We start from the raw sequence: 25,518 nt of genomic DNA on the forward strand, positions 1-25,518 counted from the left end.
AAGGGTAATGAGCGGGTGTAGCGTCTGTGGAACTGGCTCCGTTCTGAGCTACACTTGCAACTACTGCGGGGAGACGTTCTGTTCTGAACACCGGCTCCCCGAATCCCACGGCTGTGACGGGTCTCGAACCCGCAGTATCCGGAGCCGAGTTACCGCGGCAGCACCGAACCGCAGCACCATCCGGGCAGCGCTCGTCGCCGCTGTACTGCTCGCAGGCGCGGTGTGGCTGGTTCAGTTCGGTGGCCTTCACACGGTCACGTCCGCGGCGGACGCCGCTGTCTCAACACCCGATAATCCGTGGGGGCAACGCCCGGTCTACGTCTACGTCGCCGCTCCGAACGGGTCGGCCGCGGAGCAGATCGCGGCGGCAGAACTGGGTCACTGGGAGGAACACGCCAGCCGCTACGCGGACGCGAACGTGACGTTCGCGCGAACACAGGCCCGAGACGGCGCCGCGCTCGTCATCGAGTTCAAACCAGATGTTGTCTGCGACGGGTCTGGAAGCGCCGTCGGGTGCGCCGAAACCACGACGGCAGAAGGCAGCGACTTGGTGCTGGATGCGACAGTGGCTGTCGAAACCGGGATGCGTCGACGCGACGCGCGGCTGGTGCTTCGGCACGAGCTCGGGCACGTGTTCGGTCTCAGCCACAATGACGCAGACCAGTTCCCGTGGATGAGCGCCGAAATAGAAACCGGGTGACCCTCAGCGAACCGTGTCGGGCACGCCGAGTCAGTAGCTGGCGACGGTGCGCCAGGTCCCGGTGGTTTTCTGCGTTTTCAGGACGTCGCCGCGTTTCTTCGCGCGCGTCCGAGCAGCGTCAACTGCGGCGGACTTCAGCCGGTGTCGGCTCACAGTCGAGTTGTTGACCTGGACGATCCAGTCGCCGGTTCTGCTGCCTGATTTCGGGTCGGATTGGACTTTCACTACCATGGCTTGAAAGGGGGCACGGGTAGGGGCGCCCCGAAGCGCGTGCGCGGACTCGAACCGCGTCGCCGGCCTGTCACGCGCGCTCCGCCGCGATGTCCGCCGCCACTCGCCGCGCCGCGATACCGACAAGCCACGCGCCGCCGCCGGCGGCCGCGACGTCGACGACGTACGGCGCCGCGACCGCCGCCTGCACCATCCCGATGAGCAGCATCGCCGCAACCACCGTACACAGGTTCGCGGCGGCGGCCGCGGCGGCGTCGCGGCTCGGCGGGCCACGCCGCCAGATGGTGACGGCGACCGCCGCGACCAGCAGCATCGCGGCGGTGCTGAGCAGCAGCGGCAGCCACGACGGCGGCTGATACAGCACGGCGGCGAGCCACGCCGGGCCCTCCCGGACGATGATCGGGCGGTGACCGGCGGTGACGCCGATCACGGAGCCGTTCGGCGTGACGGGCCCTGGGGGCGGTGGTGTCGGGGTCATTGGATGATGGAGGCGAACGCGCGGTATGCGAGGACGCCGACGCCGAACAGCAGCACGGCGAACAGCCACTGCGGGACGAACCCGAAGGCGACGACGCCGGCGGCGACCGCGACGAGCAGGACACCGGCGGCGACCGACCCCATGCCGGAGCCGATCACGGCTGAGACGCCGCCGCCGAGCAGCATGAACCCGAACAGGATCGGGCCGGTCGGGCCGCCCCCGCCGGCGATGCTGCCGCCGCCGCCGACCACGACCGACCCGACGCGCAGCAGCAGGTCGATGATGTTCGGCAGCGACGCCTGCCCCATGCCGTCCATCCAGGTGCTGTTCGTCGGCGGCGGCGACGACCCGTTATAGTACGGCGCGAGCGTCGTGGTCTGCGCCGCCGCTTCACCGGCCGCCGCCACGGCAGCGACGGCCGCAGTGATCCATGCTCCGAGCCAAACCGCTGTTCTGTGTGCCTGGGTCATGCTGAACTCCTCACGACTCTGATCGTGCTAAGGTAGAACGACGCCGTCATCGGGCCGCCGAGCAGCACCACGACTTTCGGCGGCGCGTTCACGGCGAGCAGCACCGTGATCGGCCAGTTCAGCCACGTGAGCAGCCCGGTGACGAGGTTCCAGATCAGGACGAGCGGCCCGCCGAACGACGCAATCACGTTTTTGATGGTGTTCCCGACGCCGCTGACTTCCTGTGCGGGCTGCTCGCCGGGCGACAGCTGCCCGTCGTCCTCCTGGATGAAGAACTGGTTCACGCCGCTCTGGCCGTACGCGACGGCGCCGCCAGCCCACATGACGGCGCCGATGATCAGGTAGGCGAGAATGATGTTCGTGAACCGCATCTACACCACCCCTCTGCGGAGCGCCGCGAACCCAATCCAGGCGACGCCGGTGACGGTGACGAGGCCGTAGCCAACCCAGCCGATCACGCTGAACGCGGCGAGCAGCAGCACCGCGACGCCCGCAGTCAACTCGGACGTCGTATCGGTCGCGACCGCGACGACGACGGTCGTCAGCACCGTGAACAGCAGCGCGAATGCGCGTGACGCGGCCTCGACGTCGCCGGCCGGAAGCAACGCGCTCGGCGCGGAGTCAAGCAGCCCGACGAGCGAGTAGCCGAAGTCGTCGAACTGCGGCTGGAGCTGCACCGTCCAGGTCTCTGACGCGGTGATGCCGCCGACCGTGTACGTCGTTTCAAGGTGAAGCTGGCCGCGTAGCCCGGTGAGGTTCAGCGTCGTGGTCGCACGGCCGGTCGTCGACCGGGTCGGGCTGGTCCACAGCGTCGTGTTCGACCCGGTCGGCGGGTCGTGGACGACCGTCACGGACCACGAGTCCAGGTTTTCGGTGCCGTTCGACACTGCGGCGCCGACGGTCGAGCTGTTCGCGGCCGGGATGACGCCGGTACCGGGGATCCAGATGACCGACGGCGCGACGCCGCCGATGTCGACGTTGCCGAGCGGCGACACCGAAATCGTCTGTTCTCCGCCGGCAAGCGGCGTGTACGTCCCGACTGGTCGGCGCTCACCGGTGTCGGTGTTGAGCAGCACGAGTCGGTGCCGGGCGCCGGTTTTCAGCGTCGCCGGGAACTGCCCGGTGGCGCCGAACTCGTCGCCCAACACGGTCCGGTACGTCCCGTTGATGCCGCGCTGCACCAACAGGACCGTCGAACGCTGCGGATAGTCCCCGGTGTAATCCTGCAGCGTGAACAGCACCGGCGTTGATGACGCCGAACTCGGCAGCAGATACAGGTTCTGCTGCTGCGTCAGCGACGTCACGTAGATTCGGCGGTCGACGAACCCGGGTGCTTCGGCGGCGACGATGAACGGCTCGTCGACCGGCAGCCCGGTCATGTTCATGACGCCGTCGGGGACTGTCCGGTTCACGATCAGCGCCGGCCCGGAGCCGTTTTCGAAGTACAGGTTTACGGTGACGGTGGTGTTCGTCAGCAGCTGCTGGGGCGCTGACTCGTTGTACAGCCGGAGTTCGGCGGGTGCGGCGAACGTGAACGTCGCGGAGGTAGTCGTTGCTCCGTACTGGTCCTCGACGGTGACGTACCAGGAGTGCGAGCCGCCGGTGAGGTTGCTCCACGTCGTTGTCGCGGTGCCGTTGCTGGACAGCGTGTCGGTGCCGATGACCGAGTCGTCAGCCGCGTCGTAGAACGTCACCGTCACCTGGTCGCCTTGCGCGGATCCGAACTCGGGGTCGGAAACGTCGATGCTGAGCTGCGGGTCGGTCGTGCTGATTGTCGCCCCGCCGCTCGGCGACGCTGACGCACCAGCCACCGCCGGGGCACTGTTATTAAAGAGGATTCGTTCGTCGCGGAGCGCGAATGCGGCGTCGGGCGCCGTCCGCGACACTTCGACGCGGACGCGCCACGTTGACGACGCGACCGACGGCAGCGACAACGTCACGTTCCCGGCGCTGGTGACGGTCGTCGAGTTCGCTGCGGTCCAGCTGCCGCCGGAGTCGTACTCGACGGTGATGTCGGCGGAGGCGTTGTGCAGCGTCCCGATGTCGATCGCTGCCTGCCGTGCCCCGGACACCTGGTGCGATTCGCCGACGTAGGTCGCCGTCGTCGGCGCAACTGTCCGGACGTAGTCGAACTGGTTGGTTTCCAGGCGGCTTGTGACGCCGACGGCGCCGGCGTCGAACGTGCTGTCGTCGGCTGTCAGCGTCGTGGTGACGGCTCCTGTCGCCGTGTTTGTGACTGTGACGTTGATGTCGCCGTCGCTCTGCCACTTCACGCCGATGTCGAACCAGACGCCGCCGGTCGGCGTCATCGACACCGAATCCAGCGCGGTGTAGGTGCCGCTGACGCTTTTCGCGAGCACGATGCTGCCGGTGCTTTGCTCCAACTCAATCCGATACCAGCTGTCGCTGCTTTGCCGCCCGAAATAGACGAAGGCGTCCTCGTCGCTGGTCGTGTTGCCGAGTCGCGCTGCGACGTGGAATGTGTCCCCGCGGCTCGGCGCGTCTGCGCTCCGGAACAGTTTTGCGCCGGACGCCCCGCCGCTGATCTCGACGGCCTTCGAGCCGTGGTATGCCGGTGACTGGACAATCGTGGCGCTGCCGGTGTCGCCGCTCCAGGCGGCGTCCAACGAGGCATCCTCGAAGTCGTCGATAACACCGGACTGCATCACGACGGAGGCGTTGTCGCCGGTGCCGTCGACGGTCAGGTTCGTCAGCGTCGCCGCGTCGAAATCCGCCGGAGCAGTGTGGACGGAGCCGGCGGTGAGCGTCCCGGCGTTGGCGCCGGCGACCTGCGCCGGGACAGCCGTGATGAGCAGCAGCGACGCCAAGACAGCGAACGTAGCGGTGCGGAGCGTGGCCGTCATGACCGCGTCCCTCCTCCGCCGACGGCGGTGATGTAAATCATGGCGAGCATCACGACGAGCAGCGCCGGCACCATCGCCTGGAACAGCAGCTGTTCTCCGGCGCTGAACTCGCCGGCGTTTTGCTTGAGGAGGGTGTAGAACACCGGGGTGAGCGCGCCGAGGCAGGCGACGCTGAACAGCGTGAACACGACGTCGGGAAGCGTGAGCCGGCCGCGGCGGTCGCGGCGCAGCATTACGCACCCCCTCCGCGGGCAGACACGCCGATGGTGATCAGCAGCGCGATGAACAGGAACGGGATGAACAGCTGCAGCACGGTCGCTGTCAGCGGGTCGGCGCTGGACGCGATCATGTTGAGGAACGTGTTGAGCGGCGGGATGAGTGCGACCAGCGCGATGAGGACGAGCACGCTGAGCAGCGCGTCGCTGATGTTGACTTGGCCGCGGCTTCGGCGCGTCATCGTGGCTCCAGCCAGGATGCCGCGGTCAGGATTGCGAGCGCGACCGGAACGAGCGTCACCAAAAACTTCGTGGTCGTGGTGAGTCCGGACGCGGCGCCGATGTACCACATCGCTGCCGGAAGCGCCGCTGTCAGCATGATGACGGTGAGCAGGGCGAACGGCGCGCGGTACGCGTTCATCCGTCACCTCCGAAGCCGACGTCGAGGCTGAACGCATCGCTGCTGTCACCTCCGTTGCCGCCGTCGTCGTTGACGCCGAGGTCGAAGCCGGCCGCGCCGCCGCTTCCCGGAGTCAGCGTGTCGGCGACGCGGTTGAACGCCGCCTGCGTCTCCGCTGAACCTGACGCTGCCGCCGCGGTCGGCAGTTCGCCGGTGAGCTTCGCGGCGCGCGGCGCGGCTTCCAGCGTCTCCTGAGACGCCGCGCGGCCTGCCGTCCCGCTTTTTGTCGCGATCGCCGTGAACGTCTCCGCGACGAACCCGGCGCCCAACACGCCATCAAGCAGACCGTCTTTCTTCCGGCTGCCCGGTGACTCATCGATCAACTGCTCCCCGGTGCGGCTCTTTTCCTGTTCCTGCTGCCGGCGCCTCTGGCTTTGATCTCGCGTTTTCACCGCCAGCTCAGACTCAGTCTGCTGTTCCTCCCGGAGCCGCTGTTTCGTTTTCGTCTTGGTTCGAGTCTCTGCCTTGGTCCGCGTCTTCATACGGAGTCGCTGCGCGGTTCGCTGCTGGGTCCGCAGCCTCGTTTTGAGAGCCTGGGTCGTATCCGCCATGGTCTCTTGCCTCCCCAGAAGCGTCTCCAGCCCCTGCATCGTGTCCGTTGCCTGCATTCCGACGGTGACACCTCCAACGACGTCCTGGGTCGCCTCGGCTGTTTTCTGAGTCTGCTTTCCCTCCTTCATCGCCGCAGCGGTGGCGGTTGTCGTCGTTGCCACACCATCCGCCGACGCCGCCTCGGTGGCTGTGGTGGTCGTTGTGGACTGGTCCGCGAACTCCGACTTCAGCTCCTCCACATCCAGCTGCATGTCCTGGTAGGCCTGCGCCTCCGACGCGGTCTCGGCGGTCTGACCTTCGGCCTCGGCGTCTGTCTGTTTCTGGACCTGCTTGGTCAGCATCAGCTGCTGCCCGTCGGTCTCGACCTGATCTGAGGACACGGCTTCGTCGATCTCCTCGTCTGTGTCGAAGATATCCGAGGCCGTCTTGACGTCGTTTCCCCCTCTCGGGGCGATGTTCCCTTGGCCGCGAGAGACCCCAGTGAACTCGTCTCGGATTTGGCTCCAGACGTCTCCGGAGTCGATGTCGATGCTGCCGACTGCGTCTCGGTACGTCCGAGCTGACCCGGTTGCTGACCGGCGGATTGAGGTGTCGGCATCTGGCGTCACCCGGGATAGTTTCCCGGCCTGTGACGCCGCTCCGAGGCCAGCTGACACGAACGTTTCCGCGGCGAAATTCCGCGGATTCCGCTTTGCGTTTCGGATGGTCTGCCCTGCGGCCCGTTTCGCGTAGTCGGCACCGACCCCGAGACGGCGGAACGTTTCGGGCCGGGAGCCACCAGCAACCGGAAGCCCTCCGACGAGGTACCCTGCGCCTTCCACGGCTTCAAGGCCGACAGCGGGCAGCTCTGCAAGCTCCCCTGCGACCGACCCGGCTGCCCCGGCGAACTCGCCCCCGATGCGGAGCGTGGCTGCGGGGCCTGTGGATGCAGACGTGACGCCGCTGTTGGCCGACCGTGCGGCACGCCGGTTCGCGGCCTCTTCCAGCGATTGGCCTTTCCCTCGGAACCAGTCTCCGATATTCGAGGTGGTGTCATCGACGAACTGTTCGACTTCGTCCGTCGCACCATCCCCGAGGCCGGCCGACCAGTCGAAGTCGTACAGTTCCCCCTGTGTCTGGGCCTGTTGCTGGCGAAGCTGGTCCTGAACGCGGTCTTGGACGGTCCCGATGTTCTCCTCTTGGTACTCGCGGGTGAGCGCCGCCTGATAGCGTCGGCCTGCCTCAGTCTCGGCGTTCACCAGCGAGTCGACGCGTGCCTGAATCCTCTGCCGGTCGTTTTGCAGCTGTCGGGACCGTGGGCCGGCGGCGAGCCTTGGCGTCCCGGTGGTGCCGAAGCTTCGGGACTGGTTCGCGCGCGCGGTGTCGTCGACGACGCCCTGCGCGGCCAGCCCCGGCGTCCCGGTCGTCCCGAATCGCCGCGTCGGCGCCGCACCGCCGCCGGTGCCGCGGGCGACGACCGCGAGGCCGCCGTCAGCCGTCCGGCGCACACCGAGATCGTCGATGTTGTACCGGCCGGTGCCGTCGCCGGCGCCCGTATCGACCAGCCCCGGGTTGTTCACTGCGAACGACCCGATGACCGCCGAGGCTTCCTGCTCGGTGAGGCCGGCGCCGCCGCGCTCCCCGTACGACACGTCACGCTGCTCGTCCCCGCCGAAGATCATGTCGCCGTTCAACTCGTCCGTCCCCGGCGGCCCACTCGGCGCGGAGCCGGACTGCTGCCCGCCGCCGCCGTCACCGCCGACGGCGCGGTTGGACAGGTCACGCGCCGTCTCGACGATCTGCTGCCGCGTCGACCCATCTCCGCCGAACAGCCGGTCCGCACGGACGTCGTTCACGTCGTCGCCGGACGACACGGTGCCGCCGTCGTCGCCGACGCTGTCGGCGGCTTCAGCAGCCGTCGGCGTGTCGGCGTCCGCGCCGGCGCCGCCCGGTGCGTCCATCGCGGGCTGGCCGGAGCCGCTGGTCTCGGAGCCGGACGTGTCGCCGCTGCCGCCGCTGCTGTCGTCTGGGGCGCCAGGAATTGAGCCGCCCGGCCCGCCGCCCGTTGACGACCCCGACCCGCCGCTGCTGTCGCCGCCATCACTGCTGTCAGGTGCGGTCGGCGTGTCGGCGTTGGCGCCGGCGCCGCCCGGTGCGTCCAGGCTGTTCTCGTCGGTGCTCGACGCCGTGCTGCTGGACGTGTCGCCGCTGCCGCCGCTGCTGTCGTCTGGGGCGCCAGGAATTGAGCCGCCCGGCCCGCCGCCCGTTGACGACCCCGACCCGCCGCTGCTGTCGCCGCCATCACTGCTGTCAGGTGCGGTCGGCGTGTCGGCGTTGGCGCCGGCGCCGCCCGGTGCGTCCAGGCTGTTCTCGTCGGTGCTCGACGCCGTGCTGCTGGACGTGTCGCCGCTGCTGCCGTCGCTGTCGTCGCTGGAGCCGCCGAGGCTCCGAATACGGTCACGGATCCCCATCAGCGGTCACCTCCGAGCAGGTCGTCGCTGTCGACGCTCAGCGGGTCGTCCGTCCCGGCGTCGGCGCCACTCTGGACGAACGACTCCATGCCGCCGTCCGGCGACCCCATGACGAGGTCCTCGACGAGCGGCGCGTCACGGTCCGGGCCGGTGACGAACCACTCGATGTCACGCGGATTGCTCAGCGGGTCCAGCACGGCGTTGACCGGCGCGCGTGCATGCGCCGACCGCTCCATGCTCTCCATCGCTCTCGCGTCCCGCTCAGCAGGGTCGTGGACGCCGTGATGCCGCTCACCTTCCGGCGCCGCGGCGCGCTGCATCTCGCCGCGGTGCCGACGCCGGTGCCGCGGCGGCCGCTGCTGGTCGACGTCCGGGTCGAGCGCGTCGCTGGCCTGCCGGGACGTGCTGCGGCGCCTCACGGCGCTAAGCGTCGCCCGGATCTTATCCAGCGTGTCACTCATTCGGCTGTCCTCCGTCCAGTTCTCACGCCGCGACCGATTTGCTCGCCGAGCTTCGCGTGCAGCTCTTCGAGCGTCTGTGCGCCCAGCATCTTGTCGCCGCCCGGGTCACGGACGACGTAGTCTCCGTCTTGCATGGTTACATCACCTGCATCAGCAGCCCGTACCCGACGATCAGCGCGATCATCGCGCCCATCAGCTTCTTCGGCGTCAGGTCGAGCCCGGACAGCAGCCCTGGCGCCGACGACTCCGCCTCCATGTTGATCAGCCGCTCAATCTGATCGGTCGGAAGTGCCGGGAGATCGCTGTCGCGCAGATTGATCGGGTCGGCGTCGCCGTCGTAGTGCATCGCGACGAACGCGCCGGTCACGGAGTCCGTGACGAGCGCCTCTCGCGGGAAGTAGTACGTCTCGCCGTTTTCGCGGTACCGCGGCACGCCGGAGCCTTCCTGACTCGGCTTCACCCAGCACGGCCGGCTCACGGTCGACCCGATCTTGATCCACTTGACGTAGCCTTTCTTCGCGAGTTTCTGCTCGCGGCTCCGGTGTCGCCACAGCCGCACCAAGTCCATGAGGCCGCCGCTGACGTCCGGCCGCTTGAAATCGACGCGGTCACCGGCGGATTCGACGATGTCGTCGACCGTCGCCGGCTCCCGGGTTCGCTGCAGGTACAGTGCGCCACCGGTGCCGACGGCGACGACGAGCAGCGCCGCCGTCCCGGCGAGCACCGGCAGCGACAACCCAACGCCCAGCATCACTCCACCTCCAGGTCGCTGCGTTCGTCACGGAGCACCTGTGCGGATGCGAGGACGTCGTCGAGGAGCCGCGCGCCTTTCGACCGGCTGCCTTCGTGCCGCATGTCCTGCAGCGACTCGAACACGGAGACGAACCGTTCGGAGACGCCGGCGTGCTCCTGCAGCGCGCGTTCCTGGGCGTCGGACAGCCCGGCGGTCTCTTCGTTGCCGAGCTGTTCCCAGATCTCGCGGCCGTATTCGGCGAACGTCTTCCCGTCGGTGTCGGCCCACTTGGAGTCGGCGCGTTCGTCGTCGCCGAGGTCGTCGAAGGCGTCGTAGTTGACGACTTCGTCGTCGTGGTTCAGGGTTTTGTGGCCGGTGGCGGCCATCCGCCGCTGGGTTTCGATGATGGCGCGTTCGCGGAGCGTCGCGCCGAACATCTGGTAGACCGCGAAGGCTTTCCGGAAGCCGCGGACCTGCTGCCAGTACAGCGATTCGTCGTAGTTTCCGAGGCCGAAGCCGGCGTCGAACAGGTCGCCGTCCGGGGACTGCAGGACGGACGCGACGACTTCGTCGCTTTCGACGCCTGGCGGCGCGGTGGACGCCGGCTCGCCGCCGTAGTGGCCGTTACTGCTCATGCGTCCCTCGCGTGGTCCATGGCGTGGATGAACAGCAGCCCGCCGGTGGTCGTGACGAGCGAGCCGAGCGTGAACTGCTGTGGGAACGTGACTTTGCGGTACTGCTGCGTGACTGTCGTTGCATTGTTGACAACTGTTGAGTTGACTGTCGTGAACTGTTTCGCGAGCGTTTCGCCGGCCTCCACCTCAAGCGACCCGAGGATCACCATGGCGCCGGCGCCGATCACGATGATCGACCCGATAGCCGCGACGCCGATGAAATCGAACGTGTAGCCGAGGAGCCACAGGCCGACGCCGAGCACCGTCAGCGCCGCAAAAACGGAGAGAAGCATCGTTTCGCCTCTCCTTACAGCTCTTTCTGCACTTTCATCCCGACTGTCCCGAGGATCAGCACCCCGACGAGCAGCGGGAGCAGGTTCAGCACCGTCGTCGTGGTGCCGCTCGTTGCCTGGTAGTCGTAGCTGACCTTCATGGTCTCGCCGTCGTTGATCAGCGTCGAGCCGTTCAGCGCCTTCACCGACCCGGCGCCTTCGTCCAGCTCGTAGTCCGTCCCGGCGGCCGCAACCTCGAACGACCCGGACGTGTCGTTGTAGCCGTAGACGGTTGCGGAGCCGGAGACGACGTTGTACCCGGTGACGTCGACGTACGACCCGACGTCGGCGGTCACGGTTTCGTTCGTGACGGTTTGCGTGCCGACGTTGCCGTTGATGGTCGTGACGAACGGGCCGAGCAGCACGACCGCTATCACGACGCCGAGCATCACGGTCAGCAGTTTGCTTGTGGATACCATTCAGGAATGGTGTGTCCGCGGGTGGTTACATCCGGTTCATCAGCGGGCTCGCCACGGCGACGAGCACGAGCAGGCCGATGAACAGCGGAATGAGGCCGACGACTGTTTTGGTGGTCCCGGTGAGGTTCGCGGACGCGATGACGTCGTTGAGGACCGGGATGGCGACGGCGACGCCCATGATCCCGGCGATGACGATGCCGAGAATGAGGCCGCTGAGGTTCGTCTGGTTGAGGTCGTACGCGGTTTTCTGCGCGCGGATCTCTTCGGTGCGGGTATCGGCGCCGAGCAGATCCGTGGTTGTGGCTGCGAGGTCGGTGAACTTGTCTGCGATGCGGTCCTTCGTCGTCGTGGTGGCTCCCGGCGACGCGCCGTCGCGGAAGCCCTCTCGTTTCACACTCATGGTCGGAGTGTCACCGGCCGGTGAGGGCGGTGATACCTCACCGTAGTGGGTCTTTGAACAAAAGTGTACGTAACAGTCACAACCTGCGTACTAATGGATGTAAGTACGCATCTATGGATGAAGATGGCTACTGACGTACAGATTTATGGGTTAGGAGCAGCTACGGCACACTATGTCACAACCTGGGCGTCAGCCGCCAGATTCCACCACCGACCACGGCCACGCCGCCGACACCGAACCATCGCTGCTCGAAGCCGACAAAACCCTGATCGCCACCGGAAACAGCGTCGCAGTCACGCTCTCCCCCAACGAACGCGAAATCAACGGCGGTCTCGTCGCCGGCGACGAAGTCGTCGTCGAAACCTACGACGACCGCTGGGAAGTCCGGCCCAAGGAGGACTAACATGGCCAGCAGCCCCACCGACCCGGCCGACGACAACGGCCGCGCCGACCAATTCAACGCCTACTCAAACTACCGCAGCGTCACCGGGTCAATCGCCTCCGCCATCGACGACGCCGCCAAAGCCTACGCCTACGCCGCCGCGCGGAAAGCCGAAGGGAAAAGCCTCCGGTCCGACGACGCCATCCAGCTCCGGAAAAGCTGCAAACAAGCCGCGCTGATGCTGCTCCCCGAACTCCGCGCGAACGCCAACGCCGACGACATCTACCAAACCATCCTCGCCCGCTGGGAAGAAAACGGCACCGCCGGCGACACCCCCGCCGACAGCGACGAGGACTGGCCGCCGTACCTCCGCGGCATCGACTCCGTCCAGCTGCGCGGCCCCGGCCCAATGCCACCCTGGATGGAGCAGTTCGTCCGCGACATCCGGCAAGCCGGCTGGGAAATCGGGCATCTGCAGGCCGGCGAAACCACGCAAACCGCCAGCAACGACCCCGCAAACGACGAAGCCAACGCGATGCTCCAAGACTGACGATGGACCACATCCAGCAGTGGCTGCAGACGCTGCACGACCGCAAAATCAGTAACGACTACGACCGCATCGTCATCGTCCTCGGCGAAGAAGGCAACGGGAAATCCACGTTCATCCTCGGCGCCATGGAGCTGTGGTACCAGATCCTCGGCCGCTGCCCAGCCGACACGCACCCCGACCCCGACCGGCTCCTCGACCACGTCGTGTTCGACGACCCGCAGGCGTTCCGGCAGCAGGTCCTCGACAGCGACGCGAAAGACCCGATCGCCGCGATGGACGCCGCCCACATCCTTCACAAGAAAACCGCGATGCACGGCGAACAGATCAAGACCGAGAAAAGCCTGCTCGACATCCGGATCGAGAACTTCCTGATTCTGCTCGGGTATCAGGACTGGGCGGACGTCCCGGACCAGCTGCAGCGCCGCCGCGCGAAGAACGTGCTGCACATTCCGCGCCGCGGCGTCGTCCACGGCTACAGCAGGCAGTCCATGGACGAGAAATACGAGTCCGGTGACTGGCCGGACCCGGACCTCGTCGACACGTTCCCGGCGCTCGACGGCCGTGACCTGTGGGCGAAGTTCAACGAGATGGACCGTGAACGGAAAGAAGAGCGGCTGGAAGAAGATCAGGAGCCGGACGCGGAGGACGTCGCGTGGCAGGCGAAAGCAGAGATGGCGGTGTATCTCGTGAAGCCCTGGAGTAGTGACGGGATGACGCAGGGAGACGCTGGGAGCGCCGTCGGCTATTCACAGAAATGGGTGTCTGACCGGTGCCAGGAATGGGAGCGCGGCGAACTGGAACCCGAACTACTACAAGCGATTCCAGAACCGCAGCACGGCGGCGTGATGCCTGCATGAGTAGTAATAGTACTGCACGTACACCCACAACACACGCGCGATACACGCGCGCGGGCGCGCGAACAGAGACCATCGGTACCGGTCTCTCTCGCGGAGGTGCAGCGCCGTGACCGCGTCCACGCCGACCTGGGAGACGTACAGCAGCCGACTTCGGCACCGGCTCGCCGAACACGGCGCCGACTTCGCCGGCCAGGCCGCCTGGCTCGCCCTGCTCGCCGCCCTGCTCACCGGCGTGCCACGGGTGGCCTGGCAGGCCGCGATCCGTCGTGTCGCCGCCGTCGACGTCGCGGTGCTGCTCGCAGCGGCCGTCTTGGCGGTCGCCGGCTGGACGGTACTCACGGTGCTGCACGAAGCGACGCACGCCGTCGCGCTGACCAGCCGCGGCGTCCGCGCCGACGTCACCGTCAACTGGTGGCGCGTCCGCGGCCGACGGCTCCCGATCGCCAACAGCGGCGTCTGCCGACCACGCGGCGACGGCGCCGCTCGACTCACGCCGACCGAGCATATCCGCGTGGCGACCGCGCCGGCAGCTATCGCGGCCGCCCTGACAGCCCCGGCGGTTATCGGCGGCGTTGCTGCCGGCGCGTCGCCGGTGATCGTCGCGGCTGTCGTCGCCGGCATCTGGCTGTTCGGCGGGCCGTCCCCGTCCGACTGGGGCCGTGTCATCGAGGTGTTGCTGTGGCCCGACGAGTACCGAAGCCAGGCGCAGCAGCTCGCTCGCCGGCTCAGCGAACACGCCGCCGCCGAAGGCCTCGCTTCGACGGGGGGGCGGTATGCGACCTGATCGCCCTGCGCGGCCGCGTCGATTCGCCGCGCAGGGACCTACTCGACCCCAGAACTCCATGTCCACGTCAGACTCAGACTCCACGGACGACCACGAGGCAGAAATCGTCGTTCGGAACACCAACGACGAAACGTTCAACGCGATCCTCGCCGCGCTCGACGGTGCCGTCAGCCGAGACGCGATCCGGCGAGAACAAGCTGAGGGCCGCTGATGACCGCGGCGTCGCAGCTCCGGACGCTGCTCCGCGTCCAAAGCATCGAGGACATCACGGTCTGGCTCGTCGTCACCACGGGCCTCCTGCTGGTCACGTACCACGAGACGTTCCCCGACCCGTTCTGGGAGGAGCTGATCGCGGTGCTGTGGCTGCTCTACGGCGTCGGCAGACTCGGGAAGCGGTGGGAAGCCAGGCTCGCAGCCGAACAGGCGGGAGGCGCCGATGAGAGTACGTAACGCCATCCCCCTCGGTGCCAAGATGATTCGCCGCCTTGTTCCCAGAACTTCGGAGGCGGCAAACGGCTACCTGCTGATCGCAACTGGCCTGGTCGCGATCTGGTACATGGAGATGCTACGGCATACGGCCCCGTTCATTTTCGATGTGCTGGCTGGTGGAAGCATCATCCTTCACGGATTCGACAGGCTCGACGAATGCGTGTTCGACACCGGCGCGGAGGGCGACAGATGACGGTGATGCTGAACATAGTGGGTGGAGTCATGGCCGGCTTCGTCACCTTCGCCATGGTGCAGGGGTTCGGCCCGTCAGAGCTGTCGGCCTGGGTGGCCGCGGCCGTCGCAGGCCTCGCTGGGTTCCTACTGTGGACGTACTCGCCGCTCCCTGACCACAACGGCGGATTCATGTCTGGTCCTCAGAACACGGACTGGGGCTGGAGACCGACAAACGAGGAGGGCGACGCATGACGATGATGCTGAACATGGTGGTCGGGATGCAGGCCGGCTTCGCCACCTACGCCTTGGTGCGTACATTCGGCCCACCGTGGCTCCCGGCACGCGCAGCCGGGTTTCTAATCGGCGCCGTTGCGTTCATGCTGTGGACGTCATCGTCACTTCCGAATTCGAACGCGGCGTACAGCGGACAACACTCGGCTTCAGACGACACGGAGGCCGCCGATGACTGACCGTGACTGGTGCCCAGGGTGCCGCGAACCGAAACGCGGGTTCCGCGTCGACGACCACGGTGACTGCAAGGAGTGCGGCACCGCGGTCGTCGAGGACTGGCCGCTTCGCGGCCGCCTGAAACACTGGGGTGCCCTCGCCGCCGGGGTAGCGATTCTCGCCGGGCTGCTGTTCGCCCCAGTCTGGTACGGCGGCTATCTCTGGCTGTTCACGGACGCGCCGTTGTTCGCGTCGGCCCCTGTCACGAAATGCCTGACCGTCACTCGGTCCACCGGCGTGTTGTCAGGTGCAATCTCCGTGCTCCCGCTATCCTTCCTCATAATCCTCATCTGGATTGCGGCGAGTGTTGGCCCGAGGAGGATGTAGCGATGAGGGGCCCTCGCATCTACGATGTGATGATCGTAGTGTTCGTCGCGTCCTGGGCGGCGCTCGTCGTCACCGCCCCGCCGGTCCCCGCCCACGACGTCGGCACCTGGGAGCTCGTCGTCGTCTCCCTCCGATTCGTCTTGGAGACGCCGGTCCGGGCAGCCAGGCAGCCACTGATCGGCGTGCCGCTGTTCGTCTCCGGCGGCTGGATATTTCTTCATGAGCTCGTGTATGGGCACGGAGGGCCGTACTGATGCACGGGATCCCCCCCAGTTGAGTGCATCTGCAGCATGGTTTCCGGGACGCGACCCCCGGGGTTCGCCCCGGACAAACACGGTTCCTCACACGGGAACCTCAGTTTTCGCGTGCGTCGTACTCTTCGAGGTAGAGGTCACGCCGATCCAGCAGGTTCGGGACGGTTCGCCGCGGGACGCCCGAGTGCCGAGCAGCCTTCCGATGCGACCACCCCTCCTCTTCCACGCCGATAATCGCCTCGCGTGCACGCGAGAAGTCGTCCGTCGGCTGCAGGTACCCGTCGTCGTCAGTCGTGAATCCGTACGGCGGCCGAGTAGTCCACTTCCCAGCCGCCTCGGCAGCGCGCAGCCCGGCCCGCGTGTTCTCCTTGATCTTCTTCGCCTCCACCTCCGCCGACCATGCCAACACGTTCAGGATCATCTTGTCCTGCATCGACAGCTCGTCGCCGGGGTCAACCTCCAACTGGTCGTTCCTGACGTACAGGCCGCACCCGTGGTCCTGGACGATCTCGTGGACGTTCTCGCTGATGTCGCGCATGGTCCGCCCAAGGCGCGTTACCTCCCGGACGATCACCTGGTCGACCTCATCGTCTCGGACCATCCGGAGCAGGTCGCGGTAGCCCGAGCGGTCCGTGTTGGTGCCGGTCGCCTTGTCACTCAGCACTTCGAGGTCCTCTGGCGAGATTCCGAGCTCGTCGGTGGCGTAGTTCCAGAGGTTCTCTTGTTGGTGCTGGACTGACTGCTCTTCGGTCGAGACGCGCGCGTAGATGGCTGTCTTGCCCATGAGTTGCCCACGGTGCCGACGCACTTAGTAGGCAGCCCTATTCGCCAGACTGGCGAAAATCGGTCACTATTCGCCACCCTCGGAAGAGCCACTCGCCGGATAGTCCTCGTTCGCCGCGTCGATTTTCGCCGCGAGCTCCGCCGTCGTCATTCCGTCGTCGTCCGACGGCAGCGACAGCTGCGTTTCGACCGGTGTGTCGTGCCGCTCCAGCCGCCCCTGCTCGACCGCCGCGTCCAGCCCGATCATCACCGCGGCATGCGGCACGCCCGCCTGCTTCGCCGCGTCGATCACGGCGGTCTCCGCGACGAACCGGCCTTCTCCCCCGCCGACGTGCTGCTCGACGATGCCGACGAGTTGCGAAACGACGTCCCCGAGTTCGTCAGAAGACACTCCCGGCCACCTCGACCATCCCGAAAGCGAAGGCGGTGACCGCTCCGACGAGCAGCATCCCGGCTCCGATCTTGACGAGGACGTCGTGTCTCTCCGTCATTCTGACCACTCCTGTGGCGGCTCACGGTGACCGACGGCGCGTCGGATCGCGCGTGCTTTCCGGTCACCGACGCCCGGAACAGACTTCAGTGTCTCCTCGCGGGCGTTCACGATTCGCGCCGCGTCCTCAAAGAAGAACGCGACCGCCCACGCAGTCCCGACGCTCAAGCCGCCCGTCCGCTCGAAAGCAGACCGGATGAAGTTGAACGGCCGCTTATCGAGGACCGAGACATCCTCGGCGTCCTCGACGAACTCCGCCGCGCGGTCAGCTGTGAACACGTTGCTCTCACCCCACGAGCCCCGTCCACGCGGCCCGAGGTTCCGCGACACCATCCGGTCCATGCCACCGCTCGTCCACGCGATGCACTGAGAGGACGATGTCCGCCGGATGAACAGCGCGTCAAGAGCGCTGTTGAACCCGACGACACCAGCTCTCTCGGCCGCCGTGACCACCTCGCTGCGTTCGTCCGCCATCAGTGGATGCACCTCCCGACCACCGCCGCGCGGCGCTCCCGAAGACTCGCACAGATCTCCCCGCAACCGCACTGCATCCCCGGGCCCACCTCGACGATCTCCGCCGAGACGTGGTCAACCAGTTCCCACTCGACGATGAAGCCGGCGTCGTCGACGACCGCGCGCCACAGCTCCGGGTCGCTGTCGAAACCGGCCGGGATGAGCCGGAAAGTCTCGTCGGTGTCGTCGTGGGTAAGCGTGAGTTTCGGGCCGAAATACGACTCGGTGCGCCGGGCGACCGTCATTCGGCCGTGGCCGTCAACCTCGACGACGTCTGTGTGTTGCGCGAGCAGCAACACCTGTTTCGTGGCCTCGTCCGACACCGGCGTCCCGTCGTGCCGAATCACCCCCTCGTGCTCGTCACTCGACACCGTCGACCACCTCCAGCTCCAGACCGTCGTCCGTGCGAACCACGCGGTACGTCTGTCCCTCGTAGACGAGTCGGATGTTCTCGTAAGCCTCGGCGTCGATGTTGACGGTGTCTGTCGACATGCTTGCCGCTGTGATTCGCTGCTGGTCTTCTCCTTCCAGTTCGTCACTCGGCAAGAGTCTCACCTCCGAGCGTCGCCTGTTCGGGCGCACGGCCGGCGAGCGCGTCCTCGACGGCGTACAGGATGGTCTCGGAGAGTTCCCGCGGCACCTTCGACCGCTCCTCTTTCGAGTCGCCGAGCACGCGGACGGCGCTCGTGCCGTCGTACTCGCGGTTGGCCTCGTGGCACGACTCGCCCCGCGAGCACGTCCGGTATGTCATCGGCGGGTGGTCGCCCCAGAGGTCCGTCCGCTTCATGTACGGCCGCCCGTACTGGCAGTACGTGACCTTCCCCGTCGGCTTCCCGAGGAACCACCGCAGGCGACCCTGCGGGTTCTCCATGAACCAGTAGTCAGGTGACAGGGCTTGAATCAGGCCGAGCGCGTGGTAGACGAGCGTGACGGCCTCACGCGCCTCGTCTGTGGTTGGGCGGTTCGCGTCGAAGTTCCACGCGTCGTGGTTCCCGGCCGTGCTGAAGTACGTGCACGGCGGCGACGCGAGTACAACGAACGCGTCCATCTCCTCGCGGTCGGTGCCGATGGCGTCGAGGAGGTCGCCGGGAGTGAGTTCGAGGACGTCGGCCGCGAGGTCGGGATTCAGGTCTTCGCGGAGTTCCACCGTCGTCACGTCCCAGCCCTCGGCGTTCTCGAACGCGGCCGAGAAGCCGCCAAGTCCCGCGAACAGGTCCAAGCAGACGCGGTCGAGTCCGTCACTCGCCACGGTCACTCACCCGGCGTTGACGCCGCTCGTGCAGCTGGATGAGGAGCGCGCCGAGGTCGTCTAACTCCTCGTCGATTCGCTCCGGGTCGCCGCCCTCGTGACGCGCTTCGAGATGTGCCTGAGCGAGTTCACCGAGTTCCTCCTGCATCGCGAGGAGAAGCGTTTCCTCGGCCTGCACGCCCCACTCCTCGATGTTCTCAGAAGCCTTCCTCATCCACCGGTCGAAGACGACGGACGACGCCTCACGGCTGTTCGGACCTTCGCCGTCGGGGCCATCACTCGGCATATTGTTCTCCCTCCCTGTTATGGACGACTTCGCGCCGGGCGACCCGTCGGCCGCAGTGGGGACACACGGCGTCGATGATGTCCCTTCCGCCGGGGGACGTGCCGACGACGTGCTCTCGCCACCCGTGCGGTCGCCCCGCTATTTCGCAGAACCCGAGCGTTCGCTGGTAGGTTGCGCGGTCGAAGTCCTCACTCACCGGCGACCACCTCGGTTAGAGACTGCTGGCCGTCCAGTTTCGTCAGCCGGTGGTAGGCGTCGTTGACCACGATACTCGTGGTGTCCATCGAATCGGCGCCGATGTCAAGCGCCCATCCGAGATTGCCGGGCTGGCCGATGTGCAGCTGAAGCGCGCGCCTGTCGGTCTGTCGCCGAACGTCCTGGGCAACGTCTTGCTTCCACTCCTCGGGGCCGCCGAGGAACACGCCGCTGGCCCCGATAGCCTCCGCAAACCGAACTTGCGTCGTCACGCCCTTCCCGGGTTGCGCGACCGCGTAGTAGTCGAAGCCATGCGAGCGCGCCACCTCCACATACCGCTCATGACGCTCCCGGGTGGCGTCGGCGTCCCCGTAGACGTCGGGGAGCACTATCCAGTCCGGTTCGCGGGGTTGGTCGTGGGCCGCCGCGAGCAGCTGGTACCAGCGGTCGGGACTCCACGGGTCGCCAGTCAGCGACGCCGAGTACGCGCCGTTATCCAGGATGTACGGCTCGTCTCGCTCGGGCATCCGGTCGGGGTCGGTCCACTCCACGCCGTGCGTGACGCTGCCGAGTGCGTCCCGGCAACGGGCGAGTTTCGCGGGCGAAGCGTGTCCGTGGTAAATCACGGCGGTGTCTTTACCGGGCATCGGCCACCTCCTTGATGTCCTCCCGAGTCACGTCATGGTCGTCCGGGAGAAGGTTGAACGCCTCCAGGTACTCAATCGACGCCTGCGACGGCTCGTCAAGCTCCCAGCTGTCGGTGTGGATAGTGTCCACGTACTCGCCTCTGAGACTCTGTTTCTCTCTGGCGATCTCGCGGGCGTCCGACTTACACGGCGCTTCGACGGTGACCTGTTCGACGTACTCGTAGTGGAACTCAACCTGATACGTCTGCGTATCGACGACGGCGTGGTCAGGGACCTTCTCCTGCAGTTTGTTTAGCTGTGCTTCCGTGACCGCGGAGCTGTCGGACAGGTCGTGCCGGTGCTCGTAGCGCCGACTGCGGAGCACGACGTCCTCGCAGTCCTCGCACCACAGAAGCGTGTCCGGACGCTCGCGGCCGTTTGCTTCGTCGCCAGTCAGTGTCTGTTGCGTAACACCCATCGTCAGTGCTGCACCTCAGTTAGCTTCGTCTGGGCCGATTCCTCGCTCGCTCCACACTTTGCGCACTCCGGCTGACCGTCGCGGATCTTGAAGTACGTCGACCCGCACTCCGGGCACCGGTCGCCGTCGGTGTTACCCGTCGACTGCGAAAACGTGTCGACGATCCAGATGTCCCCTCCGAGGCGGTGATCCGGCGGGTAAAACCGGATACGGCAGTCATGCTTGGCGACTTCGTACACCAGTTGCGGCGACAGCGAACGGACATCGCTGGGTTCGTGCCACAACGCCGACAGAACCACGGCGTAGACAGGGCGCTCAGACCCTTCACCGTCACCGAGTACGCCAACTTGTTCGACCTTCGGCGGAGAGAACGTCGAGTCAGGCGTGAGGAACTCGCCAGTGTAGGTGACTTCGACGCCGCCGTGCTGCCGGTCTTCGAGCTTTCTGCTGTACTCGGACGTGTCTTCAGGGTCGACGATGTCAGGGCAGCCCTTGATCGAGTCCCGGACCGCAGCCGCACGTTCACTGTTCATCGAGAACCCCCGGTCTCCGGCTCCACGCCGCCGTCAGTGACGGCCTGGCTCACTTCGGGCTGCAGCGTAATCATCGGGTACAGGTCGCCGTCCGCCGGCGTCAGGTTCCACCACGCCCCGTTATCGCCGTCCGCGTCGACGTCCACGGACAGCGGGACGCGGTCGCCGTGGCCGTCGCCGGGGAGGTCGAGGAACGTCCGCAGGACTATCGTCGTCCCGTGAATCCGCAGCGCCGGCTCCCCCTCGTGGGTGACGACGCTGATCTCCTCGTGCGGAATCTCCAGCTCGTCTCCTTCGGAGGCGTCGGACATTATAACTCGACACCCCCTTCCGGCAGCTCCGCGTCGTCTGGAACGGCCTGTGCGAAGTGCTGGTTACGGCAGGCCGGCGAGCAGTAAATTTCGACGCGAGTGTACCCTGTTAGTTCCCCAGTCTCAGGGTCGAACTCCTTAGACTCGATGCTGGTTGCCTCGTCGTCCTCGACCACCTTGGTCGCGGGGTCGATGTTGATCCGCTCGTAGCACTCGTCGTTGTTGCAGACCACCGCAGCAGGCTCGTTGTGGACCATTCCGATCCCCGGGGCTTCCATCTCGATGTACCGGAGAACGTCGACGCAGCCGACGCAGCCTCCGGGGACCTTCCGGTCCTTGCTGCCCCACTCCTCGCCGCAGCTCGGGCAAACCCACTGAGAACCTTCCGACGCAGATTCCTCAGCGCCGGTCATGCGTTGCCCTCCGTGTCGAGTCCGAGGAACTGGTGAAACTCATCGATACCGCCGTCCTTGAACCGGACGACCAGCTCGTCCTCGCTGTCGGTGAGCGCAGTGCTGATAACAGGGAGCCGAAGCGGGTCGTCGCTGTCCGCACCGAGTACCAACTCCACGGACAGCATTTCCTCGGGAGTAATCTCGGTGGCGAACCTTTCACCGTCGTCGTCTGTGTCGTTCGTACTCATTGTCGTACCCCTCCCTTGCGGGAGATGCTCCGGCACGGAGTCGAACCGTGCAGGGTCCAACGGAGCGACGTGTGCCTCTGCCCTCCCGACGCATGGGAGGGGCGGGCCCTACGCGGCCATCTGCCGGAGATCGTGGATGGAGTGGGACGCATCAGCGGGCAGAGGGCGCTTCAGCCATGCCGAGAGCAGCGCCGCGCAGTGCCTACCCCAACCAAGACGCTACATCACTAAATATGTTACTACCGTACAGGATACCGTACTTAGTACCCGATGCGTTAAGGCACTGGATACTGTAATCCGTACCGTATATGTCACGCCACGCCGACGGCCAAGACCAGATGAGCCGCGCACTCCTCACCGACGCCGAACGCGACGCCATCCAAGGCGCCATCGACGACCCAAACAAAACCAGCACCTACCTCTCACGCGTCCGCGGCCGCATCGACCAGCTCGACGACGACATCACACTCATCCAACGCCACCGCCCCGAACTCTACGAGCAAATCCACGACGTCGTCTGCGAACCCAGCCGCGACGACCGCATCGAACAACTCGAAAACCGCGTCCAAGAACTCGAAACCCGACTCAACGACACCGATCACGCCGAGTAGTCAGGACGACCAGGCCCGTAGCGTCTCCCGGCCCCCATCCGGCGAATACAGCCGCCCAGACTCCCGCATCGACTCCAGCTCCGACCGCGCCGTATCCGGATCGATGTCATGCCGCTCGTGAGCCAGCTTACACGCACGCCCTAAGTCGACGCCACCTTCCGACGGCTGCTCCTCAAATATCAGTTCCTTCAACGTCTCCTTCCGCTCCTCCTGCGTCTTCGACGTCCCCGTCTCGATGATGTCGACGTCCATCTCGCCGTCGTCGTTCATCCCGAACTGCCGGATGCTCGCACCGACCAGCCGCTGCGCGATACTGACGTGTCGCTTCGTGATGACGTCGCTGAGCTCCGCGCGCGCAGCCGCCTCGGACAACCGGACGATATCCTCCAGCTTCCGCGAAGAGATCGGGACCGCGGCGTCAACGTCGTAGCCGTTCGCGGCGCGCAGCGCCACGTACGCCTCCTGAATCTTCTCCCGGGTCGCCTGCGACTCGAACACCGGATCCGAGACCTCTCGGCGCGCGTACGCGATGTACTTCCGCAGCAGGTCCGCCGGGATCGCCGGGTCAGTCTCAACGCTGCCGCCATCCGCGACCGTCGCCTCGATGTCGGTCCGGCTCTTCCGTTTCGCGTGATCCTTCCGCGTCGTCACGGCGCCGCTGATCTTCCGGTCACGGTCCGGTTCCGGCGTGTCCGTCAACTTCCAAATCAGGCCGAAGCGGCTGAGAATCGTTGAGTCGAAATCGATCTGCTGAGTCACCTCCTCAGACACATCCCACCGACCCTTCTTCGGATTCCCGGCAGCCAACACCGCGGTTTCAGCCGGCAGCACCGTGTTAATCCCGGCTTTGTTCACCGGAATCGTCTGGTTCGCCATCGCCTCATGCAGCGACTTCCGCGTCTCCGGCGGCATCTTATCCAGCTCGTCGATGCACGCCACGCCGCCGTTCGCCTGCACCAGCGCACCTGGGTCGAGCGTCCACTCCCCGGCTTCCGAGAAGTCGTCGCGAACAGCAGCCGCCGTCACACCGCTTTTCGACGCGTTGTCCCCCGACACCGACACTGACCGCGGCGCAATTGACTGCACCGCCTTCATCAGCGATGACTTCCCAGTCGACGGCCCACCGATCATCAACTCGTGGATGTCACCGCGCTCAGTCGTCCCGTCCGCCAACTCCGCTTTCGTCCCCCCGACCAGCATCAAGAACAGCCCGAGCTTGATGTCTTCATACTCTTCGCCGACGATGGACGGCGCCATGCTGTCCACTGCCTGCGAGAAAATGTCGGGGTCGTCCGACGCGGCAAGTTCACGAATCCGCTGCTCCTCCTCGTCGCTCACCTCGATGTCCTCGAACTCGGTCTCCTTCACCGTGACCGCACGGCCATCCATGTACGGCTCCAGCCGCGCCTTCTTCTCGTTCCCGCTGGTGAGCTGCCGAAGCTGCAGCACACCCGCGATCTTCACGCGGTCCCCGGAATCCGCTTGCCCCACCAGGTCGTCACGGACGTACACGTCGACGTTCGACGCATCCCCGCCCTGCACGAGCTCCGGCGGCTCCTCAATCCGGAGTTTCTGCGCGTCGATCAGCTTCGATTCGGTAGTGAGCAGCCGGAACGGCCCCTGGCGTTCACAGCCCTGGCACTCGTGCGGCTCCGAAAACCCGCCTTCCGTCTGCGGAATGAAGCTTTTCGTCCCGCAGCGCTGGCATTCGAACGCGGCCTCGACGATCTCCGAGTACGTATCGGTGCGGTTCGCGATCTGTCCTTCTAACGCCACGTAGTCGCCGCCGTGATCGGTCGGTGAAAAACTCCCTGGGTAGTACGTGTGGTACTCGGGGAGGTGGTGGAGGCGGGCGTGAACCGTCTCCGCGGAAAGCCCGCCGGCCGGAAGGTCGTACTGCGACAGCGCCTGCTCAAACGCGTCCCGGACGGGCTCCGGCGTGTCGTGCCACGTGTCCGCGAGGTCGTGGTCGAACAGTTCGAGGTCGTGCCAGTCGATGTACAGTGACCGCTGTTCGGACGGGTAGCGCTGGGCGAGCGCTTGGACGTCGTCGCTGCAGTACTCCCGAAGGAACTGCAGCGCAGTGTCGACGTCGTCTGCGGCTGGGTCGTTCATGCCACACCTCCGTAACCCGTGTGTAGACTACAACACACGGCTGAGACGTCTTGTACGTCCAGCACAGAGAGCGTGGCGAGCGTTTGGCGAGCGTACCTGCAACTAATCGTTCGTGCAAACATGGTGTTTTGTTGGGTTGGGTTGGTCGGTTTCGAGCCGGTTCACCAGGCGGCTCGTCGATTCGGCGGTGTCGGCGGGGGCTTCCCCTCCGCCCAGTGTGTTGTACCGTACACACTCTCCTGAGCCCGTGTCATACTGCTCCAGCCTCCGTCACTGGGTGGCCTTTAATCCGCTTGGGTACCTCGCCCTCGTCGAGGTCCACGACGAGTCGCTTGTTCGACGACGCGTCCGGGTTCTCAATCCAGTAAACTGCCGGCGACTCCGCCCACTCGTCGATTTTCCGCATCAGCCGGTACGTGTTCGTCCGGTCAATGCGGGACTGCAGGGTGTGCTCACATTTCTTGGCGTCCATCGACGCCGTGTTTGAGGTGCTCTTCGTCGCCTCACGGTGCAGTGTCCGGAGGACGACGGCGGCGTACTCGCCGTATTTGGTGCCGCTGTTCTCGGCGACGGACACGACCATTTCGTTCGCGTCTTCGTTGGCGGCGACGCGTTCTTCGAGCGCGAGCCGCTTCTTGCGTTCCTGCTGCAGCTCGGCCTCCAGTTCTTCGATGGACTGGTTTTGTTCGACGACGAGCTGACGGAGCCCGGTGATGTCTTGTTGGGCGCTCGCGAGTTCGTCGGCGAGTTCGTCGAGTGTCGGGTCGTCGGTCATGCGACCCACCTCACGGTCGGGTAGTCTTCGTGGGTGGCGCAGTCGGTGCACAGCGGCCGCTCGCCGTGGTCAGGGTGTTGGACGACGCGGTCCGCGCGGCTCCGGCAGCCGAGCCGGCTGCAGTACGGACCGGTCGCAACGTCGTCG

44 protein-coding genes are annotated in these 25,518 nt (G+C 66.2%); 12 read left to right on the top strand and 32 right to left on the bottom strand.

Translation table 11 applies throughout. The features are described 5' to 3' along the window. Positions 1 to 7 precede the first annotated feature (7 nt). Positions 8 to 700 carry an AN1-type zinc finger domain-containing protein gene (locus ACQUST_RS04295; RefSeq protein WP_435125355.1) on the top strand — a complete coding sequence of 231 codons (693 nt, stop codon included), beginning with the start codon at positions 8 to 10 and terminating at the stop codon, positions 698 to 700. Between the two features lie 30 nt (positions 701 to 730). Here ACQUST_RS04295 and ACQUST_RS04300 read toward each other — a convergent pair whose 3' ends face one another. The 16 genes from ACQUST_RS04300 to ACQUST_RS04375 all read right to left on the bottom strand — a co-directional run bounded on the left by ACQUST_RS04300 (position 731) and on the right by ACQUST_RS04375 (position 11,439). Continuing rightward, entirely contained in the window at positions 731 to 925 is a 195-nt protein-coding gene (locus ACQUST_RS04300; protein WP_435125357.1) for a DUF2188 domain-containing protein, read from the bottom strand. A 76-nt stretch (positions 926 to 1,001) separates the two neighbouring features. Next, positions 1,002 to 1,409, bottom strand: coding sequence for a hypothetical protein (locus ACQUST_RS04305; RefSeq protein WP_435125359.1), 408 nt, complete (start codon positions 1,407 to 1,409; stop codon positions 1,002 to 1,004). Continuing rightward, positions 1,406 to 1,879, bottom strand: coding sequence for a hypothetical protein (locus ACQUST_RS04310; RefSeq protein WP_435125362.1), 474 nt, complete (start codon positions 1,877 to 1,879; stop codon positions 1,406 to 1,408). The genes ACQUST_RS04305 and ACQUST_RS04310 overlap by 4 nt, the downstream gene beginning before the upstream one ends. Then, positions 1,876 to 2,250 carry a hypothetical protein gene (locus tag ACQUST_RS04315; RefSeq protein ID WP_435125364.1) on the bottom strand — a complete coding sequence of 125 codons (375 nt, stop codon included), beginning with the start codon at positions 2,248 to 2,250 and terminating at the stop codon, positions 1,876 to 1,878. The genes ACQUST_RS04310 and ACQUST_RS04315 overlap by 4 nt, the downstream gene beginning before the upstream one ends. After that, entirely contained in the window at positions 2,251 to 4,743 is a 2,493-nt protein-coding gene (locus ACQUST_RS04320; protein WP_435125367.1) for a hypothetical protein, read from the bottom strand. Then, positions 4,740 to 4,976 carry a hypothetical protein gene (locus ACQUST_RS04325; RefSeq protein WP_435125370.1) on the bottom strand — a complete coding sequence of 79 codons (237 nt, stop codon included), beginning with the start codon at positions 4,974 to 4,976 and terminating at the stop codon, positions 4,740 to 4,742. The genes ACQUST_RS04320 and ACQUST_RS04325 overlap by 4 nt, the downstream gene beginning before the upstream one ends. Next, entirely contained in the window at positions 4,976 to 5,200 is a 225-nt protein-coding gene (locus tag ACQUST_RS04330; protein ID WP_435125373.1) for a hypothetical protein, read from the bottom strand. The genes ACQUST_RS04325 and ACQUST_RS04330 overlap by 1 nt, the downstream gene beginning before the upstream one ends. Continuing rightward, the gene (locus ACQUST_RS04335; RefSeq protein ID WP_435125376.1) at positions 5,197 to 5,379 is read right to left on the bottom strand and encodes a hypothetical protein; all 183 of its coding nucleotides are present in this window, start codon (positions 5,377 to 5,379) and stop codon (positions 5,197 to 5,199) included. Before ACQUST_RS04335 ends, ACQUST_RS04330 begins: the two co-directional genes overlap by 4 nt. After that, complete coding sequence (locus ACQUST_RS04340) at positions 5,376 to 7,910, bottom strand: hypothetical protein (RefSeq protein WP_435125378.1); 2,535 nt, start codon at positions 7,908 to 7,910, stop codon at positions 5,376 to 5,378. Before ACQUST_RS04340 ends, ACQUST_RS04335 begins: the two co-directional genes overlap by 4 nt. A gap of 509 nt (positions 7,911 to 8,419) precedes the next feature. Beyond that, entirely contained in the window at positions 8,420 to 8,881 is a 462-nt protein-coding gene (locus ACQUST_RS04345) for a hypothetical protein (protein ID WP_435125381.1), read from the bottom strand. After that, positions 8,878 to 9,015, bottom strand: coding sequence for a hypothetical protein (locus ACQUST_RS04350; RefSeq protein ID WP_435125384.1), 138 nt, complete (start codon positions 9,013 to 9,015; stop codon positions 8,878 to 8,880). The genes ACQUST_RS04345 and ACQUST_RS04350 overlap by 4 nt, the downstream gene beginning before the upstream one ends. A 2-nt stretch (positions 9,016 to 9,017) precedes the next feature. Beyond that, positions 9,018 to 9,632 (bottom strand): hypothetical protein, encoded by a 615-nt coding sequence (locus tag ACQUST_RS04355; protein WP_435125387.1) that lies wholly within the window; start codon positions 9,630 to 9,632, stop codon positions 9,018 to 9,020. Next, positions 9,632 to 10,249, bottom strand: coding sequence for a hypothetical protein (locus tag ACQUST_RS04360; RefSeq protein ID WP_435125390.1), 618 nt, complete (start codon positions 10,247 to 10,249; stop codon positions 9,632 to 9,634). Before ACQUST_RS04360 ends, ACQUST_RS04355 begins: the two co-directional genes overlap by 1 nt. Then, on the bottom strand, positions 10,246 to 10,581 hold the full coding sequence (locus tag ACQUST_RS04365; protein ID WP_435125393.1) for a hypothetical protein: 336 nt from the start codon (positions 10,579 to 10,581) through the stop codon (positions 10,246 to 10,248). The genes ACQUST_RS04360 and ACQUST_RS04365 overlap by 4 nt, the downstream gene beginning before the upstream one ends. Positions 10,582 to 10,595: 14 nt before the next feature. Beyond that, on the bottom strand, positions 10,596 to 11,039 hold the full coding sequence (locus ACQUST_RS04370; protein ID WP_435125396.1) for a hypothetical protein: 444 nt from the start codon (positions 11,037 to 11,039) through the stop codon (positions 10,596 to 10,598). 25 nt (positions 11,040 to 11,064) lie between these two features. Beyond that, positions 11,065 to 11,439, bottom strand: coding sequence for a hypothetical protein (locus tag ACQUST_RS04375; RefSeq protein WP_435125399.1), 375 nt, complete (start codon positions 11,437 to 11,439; stop codon positions 11,065 to 11,067). Positions 11,440 to 11,611: 172 nt separating this feature from the next. Between ACQUST_RS04375 and ACQUST_RS04380 the strand changes: the two genes are divergently transcribed. The 10 genes from ACQUST_RS04380 to ACQUST_RS04425 all read left to right on the top strand — a co-directional run bounded on the left by ACQUST_RS04380 (position 11,612) and on the right by ACQUST_RS04425 (position 15,763). After that, positions 11,612 to 11,842, top strand: a complete 231-nt coding sequence (locus ACQUST_RS04380) for an AbrB/MazE/SpoVT family DNA-binding domain-containing protein (RefSeq protein WP_435125402.1) — start codon at positions 11,612 to 11,614, stop codon at positions 11,840 to 11,842. Between the two features lies 1 nt (position 11,843). Then, positions 11,844 to 12,371 carry a hypothetical protein gene (locus tag ACQUST_RS04385; RefSeq protein ID WP_435125405.1) on the top strand — a complete coding sequence of 176 codons (528 nt, stop codon included), beginning with the start codon at positions 11,844 to 11,846 and terminating at the stop codon, positions 12,369 to 12,371. A 2-nt stretch (positions 12,372 to 12,373) separates the two neighbouring features. Then, the gene (locus ACQUST_RS04390; protein WP_435125407.1) at positions 12,374 to 13,228 is read left to right on the top strand and encodes a hypothetical protein; all 855 of its coding nucleotides are present in this window, start codon (positions 12,374 to 12,376) and stop codon (positions 13,226 to 13,228) included. A gap of 106 nt (positions 13,229 to 13,334) precedes the next feature. Continuing rightward, on the top strand, positions 13,335 to 14,012 hold the full coding sequence (locus tag ACQUST_RS04395; protein WP_435125410.1) for a hypothetical protein: 678 nt from the start codon (positions 13,335 to 13,337) through the stop codon (positions 14,010 to 14,012). A 210-nt stretch (positions 14,013 to 14,222) separates the two neighbouring features. After that, positions 14,223 to 14,462: a hypothetical protein gene (locus ACQUST_RS04400; RefSeq protein WP_435125413.1), complete on the top strand. Its 240-nt coding sequence runs from the start codon at positions 14,223 to 14,225 to the stop codon at positions 14,460 to 14,462. Between the two features lie 22 nt (positions 14,463 to 14,484). Next, the gene (locus tag ACQUST_RS04405) at positions 14,485 to 14,694 is read left to right on the top strand and encodes a hypothetical protein (RefSeq protein WP_435125414.1); all 210 of its coding nucleotides are present in this window, start codon (positions 14,485 to 14,487) and stop codon (positions 14,692 to 14,694) included. Next, positions 14,691 to 14,927, top strand: a complete 237-nt coding sequence (locus tag ACQUST_RS04410; protein ID WP_435125416.1) for a hypothetical protein — start codon at positions 14,691 to 14,693, stop codon at positions 14,925 to 14,927. Before ACQUST_RS04405 ends, ACQUST_RS04410 begins: the two co-directional genes overlap by 4 nt. After that, complete coding sequence (locus ACQUST_RS04415; RefSeq protein ID WP_435125418.1) at positions 14,924 to 15,145, top strand: hypothetical protein; 222 nt, start codon at positions 14,924 to 14,926, stop codon at positions 15,143 to 15,145. Before ACQUST_RS04410 ends, ACQUST_RS04415 begins: the two co-directional genes overlap by 4 nt. Beyond that, entirely contained in the window at positions 15,138 to 15,509 is a 372-nt protein-coding gene (locus tag ACQUST_RS04420) for a hypothetical protein (protein WP_435125420.1), read from the top strand. The genes ACQUST_RS04415 and ACQUST_RS04420 overlap by 8 nt, the downstream gene beginning before the upstream one ends. 2 nt (positions 15,510 to 15,511) lie before the next feature. Next, positions 15,512 to 15,763 (top strand): hypothetical protein, encoded by a 252-nt coding sequence (locus ACQUST_RS04425; protein ID WP_435125423.1) that lies wholly within the window; start codon positions 15,512 to 15,514, stop codon positions 15,761 to 15,763. A gap of 100 nt (positions 15,764 to 15,863) precedes the next feature. Here ACQUST_RS04425 and ACQUST_RS04430 read toward each other — a convergent pair whose 3' ends face one another. From ACQUST_RS04430 to ACQUST_RS04495, 14 genes are all read right to left on the bottom strand, one after another. After that, positions 15,864 to 16,547, bottom strand: a complete 684-nt coding sequence (locus tag ACQUST_RS04430) for a recombinase family protein (RefSeq protein WP_435125425.1) — start codon at positions 16,545 to 16,547, stop codon at positions 15,864 to 15,866. Between the two features lie 66 nt (positions 16,548 to 16,613). Beyond that, entirely contained in the window at positions 16,614 to 16,937 is a 324-nt protein-coding gene (locus ACQUST_RS04435) for a hypothetical protein (RefSeq protein WP_435125427.1), read from the bottom strand. A gap of 96 nt (positions 16,938 to 17,033) precedes the next feature. After that, positions 17,034 to 17,510 carry a hypothetical protein gene (locus ACQUST_RS04440; protein WP_435125428.1) on the bottom strand — a complete coding sequence of 159 codons (477 nt, stop codon included), beginning with the start codon at positions 17,508 to 17,510 and terminating at the stop codon, positions 17,034 to 17,036. Next, positions 17,510 to 17,872, bottom strand: coding sequence for a hypothetical protein (locus ACQUST_RS04445; protein ID WP_435125430.1), 363 nt, complete (start codon positions 17,870 to 17,872; stop codon positions 17,510 to 17,512). Before ACQUST_RS04445 ends, ACQUST_RS04440 begins: the two co-directional genes overlap by 1 nt. A 37-nt stretch (positions 17,873 to 17,909) precedes the next feature. Then, complete coding sequence (locus ACQUST_RS04450; RefSeq protein WP_435125432.1) at positions 17,910 to 18,095, bottom strand: hypothetical protein; 186 nt, start codon at positions 18,093 to 18,095, stop codon at positions 17,910 to 17,912. Continuing rightward, complete coding sequence (locus tag ACQUST_RS04455) at positions 18,085 to 18,798, bottom strand: DNA cytosine methyltransferase (RefSeq protein WP_435125435.1); 714 nt, start codon at positions 18,796 to 18,798, stop codon at positions 18,085 to 18,087. Before ACQUST_RS04455 ends, ACQUST_RS04450 begins: the two co-directional genes overlap by 11 nt. Then, positions 18,788 to 19,084 carry a hypothetical protein gene (locus tag ACQUST_RS04460; protein WP_435125438.1) on the bottom strand — a complete coding sequence of 99 codons (297 nt, stop codon included), beginning with the start codon at positions 19,082 to 19,084 and terminating at the stop codon, positions 18,788 to 18,790. Before ACQUST_RS04460 ends, ACQUST_RS04455 begins: the two co-directional genes overlap by 11 nt. Then, positions 19,074 to 19,280: a hypothetical protein gene (locus tag ACQUST_RS04465; protein WP_435125441.1), complete on the bottom strand. Its 207-nt coding sequence runs from the start codon at positions 19,278 to 19,280 to the stop codon at positions 19,074 to 19,076. Before ACQUST_RS04465 ends, ACQUST_RS04460 begins: the two co-directional genes overlap by 11 nt. Continuing rightward, positions 19,273 to 19,926, bottom strand: coding sequence for a hypothetical protein (locus ACQUST_RS04470; protein ID WP_435125443.1), 654 nt, complete (start codon positions 19,924 to 19,926; stop codon positions 19,273 to 19,275). Before ACQUST_RS04470 ends, ACQUST_RS04465 begins: the two co-directional genes overlap by 8 nt. Beyond that, positions 19,916 to 20,383: a hypothetical protein gene (locus ACQUST_RS04475; RefSeq protein ID WP_435125445.1), complete on the bottom strand. Its 468-nt coding sequence runs from the start codon at positions 20,381 to 20,383 to the stop codon at positions 19,916 to 19,918. Before ACQUST_RS04475 ends, ACQUST_RS04470 begins: the two co-directional genes overlap by 11 nt. 2 nt (positions 20,384 to 20,385) lie before the next feature. Beyond that, the gene (locus tag ACQUST_RS04480) at positions 20,386 to 20,916 is read right to left on the bottom strand and encodes a hypothetical protein (protein ID WP_435125448.1); all 531 of its coding nucleotides are present in this window, start codon (positions 20,914 to 20,916) and stop codon (positions 20,386 to 20,388) included. Then, on the bottom strand, positions 20,913 to 21,227 hold the full coding sequence (locus ACQUST_RS04485) for a hypothetical protein (protein WP_435125451.1): 315 nt from the start codon (positions 21,225 to 21,227) through the stop codon (positions 20,913 to 20,915). Before ACQUST_RS04485 ends, ACQUST_RS04480 begins: the two co-directional genes overlap by 4 nt. Next, entirely contained in the window at positions 21,227 to 21,640 is a 414-nt protein-coding gene (locus ACQUST_RS04490; protein ID WP_435125452.1) for a hypothetical protein, read from the bottom strand. The genes ACQUST_RS04485 and ACQUST_RS04490 overlap by 1 nt, the downstream gene beginning before the upstream one ends. Beyond that, positions 21,637 to 21,870 carry a hypothetical protein gene (locus ACQUST_RS04495; protein ID WP_435125455.1) on the bottom strand — a complete coding sequence of 78 codons (234 nt, stop codon included), beginning with the start codon at positions 21,868 to 21,870 and terminating at the stop codon, positions 21,637 to 21,639. Before ACQUST_RS04495 ends, ACQUST_RS04490 begins: the two co-directional genes overlap by 4 nt. A gap of 338 nt (positions 21,871 to 22,208) precedes the next feature. Between ACQUST_RS04495 and ACQUST_RS04500 the strand changes: the two genes are divergently transcribed. Beyond that, complete coding sequence (locus tag ACQUST_RS04500; protein WP_435125457.1) at positions 22,209 to 22,481, top strand: hypothetical protein; 273 nt, start codon at positions 22,209 to 22,211, stop codon at positions 22,479 to 22,481. Here ACQUST_RS04500 and ACQUST_RS04505 read toward each other — a convergent pair whose 3' ends face one another. Together ACQUST_RS04505 and ACQUST_RS04510 are read right to left on the bottom strand one after the other, a co-directional pair. Further along, positions 22,482 to 24,596, bottom strand: coding sequence for a minichromosome maintenance protein MCM (locus ACQUST_RS04505; RefSeq protein ID WP_435125460.1), 2,115 nt, complete (start codon positions 24,594 to 24,596; stop codon positions 22,482 to 22,484). A 250-nt stretch (positions 24,597 to 24,846) separates the two neighbouring features. After that, positions 24,847 to 25,371 (bottom strand): hypothetical protein, encoded by a 525-nt coding sequence (locus ACQUST_RS04510; protein WP_435125462.1) that lies wholly within the window; start codon positions 25,369 to 25,371, stop codon positions 24,847 to 24,849. Positions 25,372 to 25,518 lie beyond the last annotated feature (147 nt).

The organism is Halobaculum sp. D14 (assembly GCF_051195135.1).
In the GTDB taxonomy this organism is placed as follows: Archaea; Halobacteriota; Halobacteria; order Halobacteriales; family Haloferacaceae; genus JBNTKA01.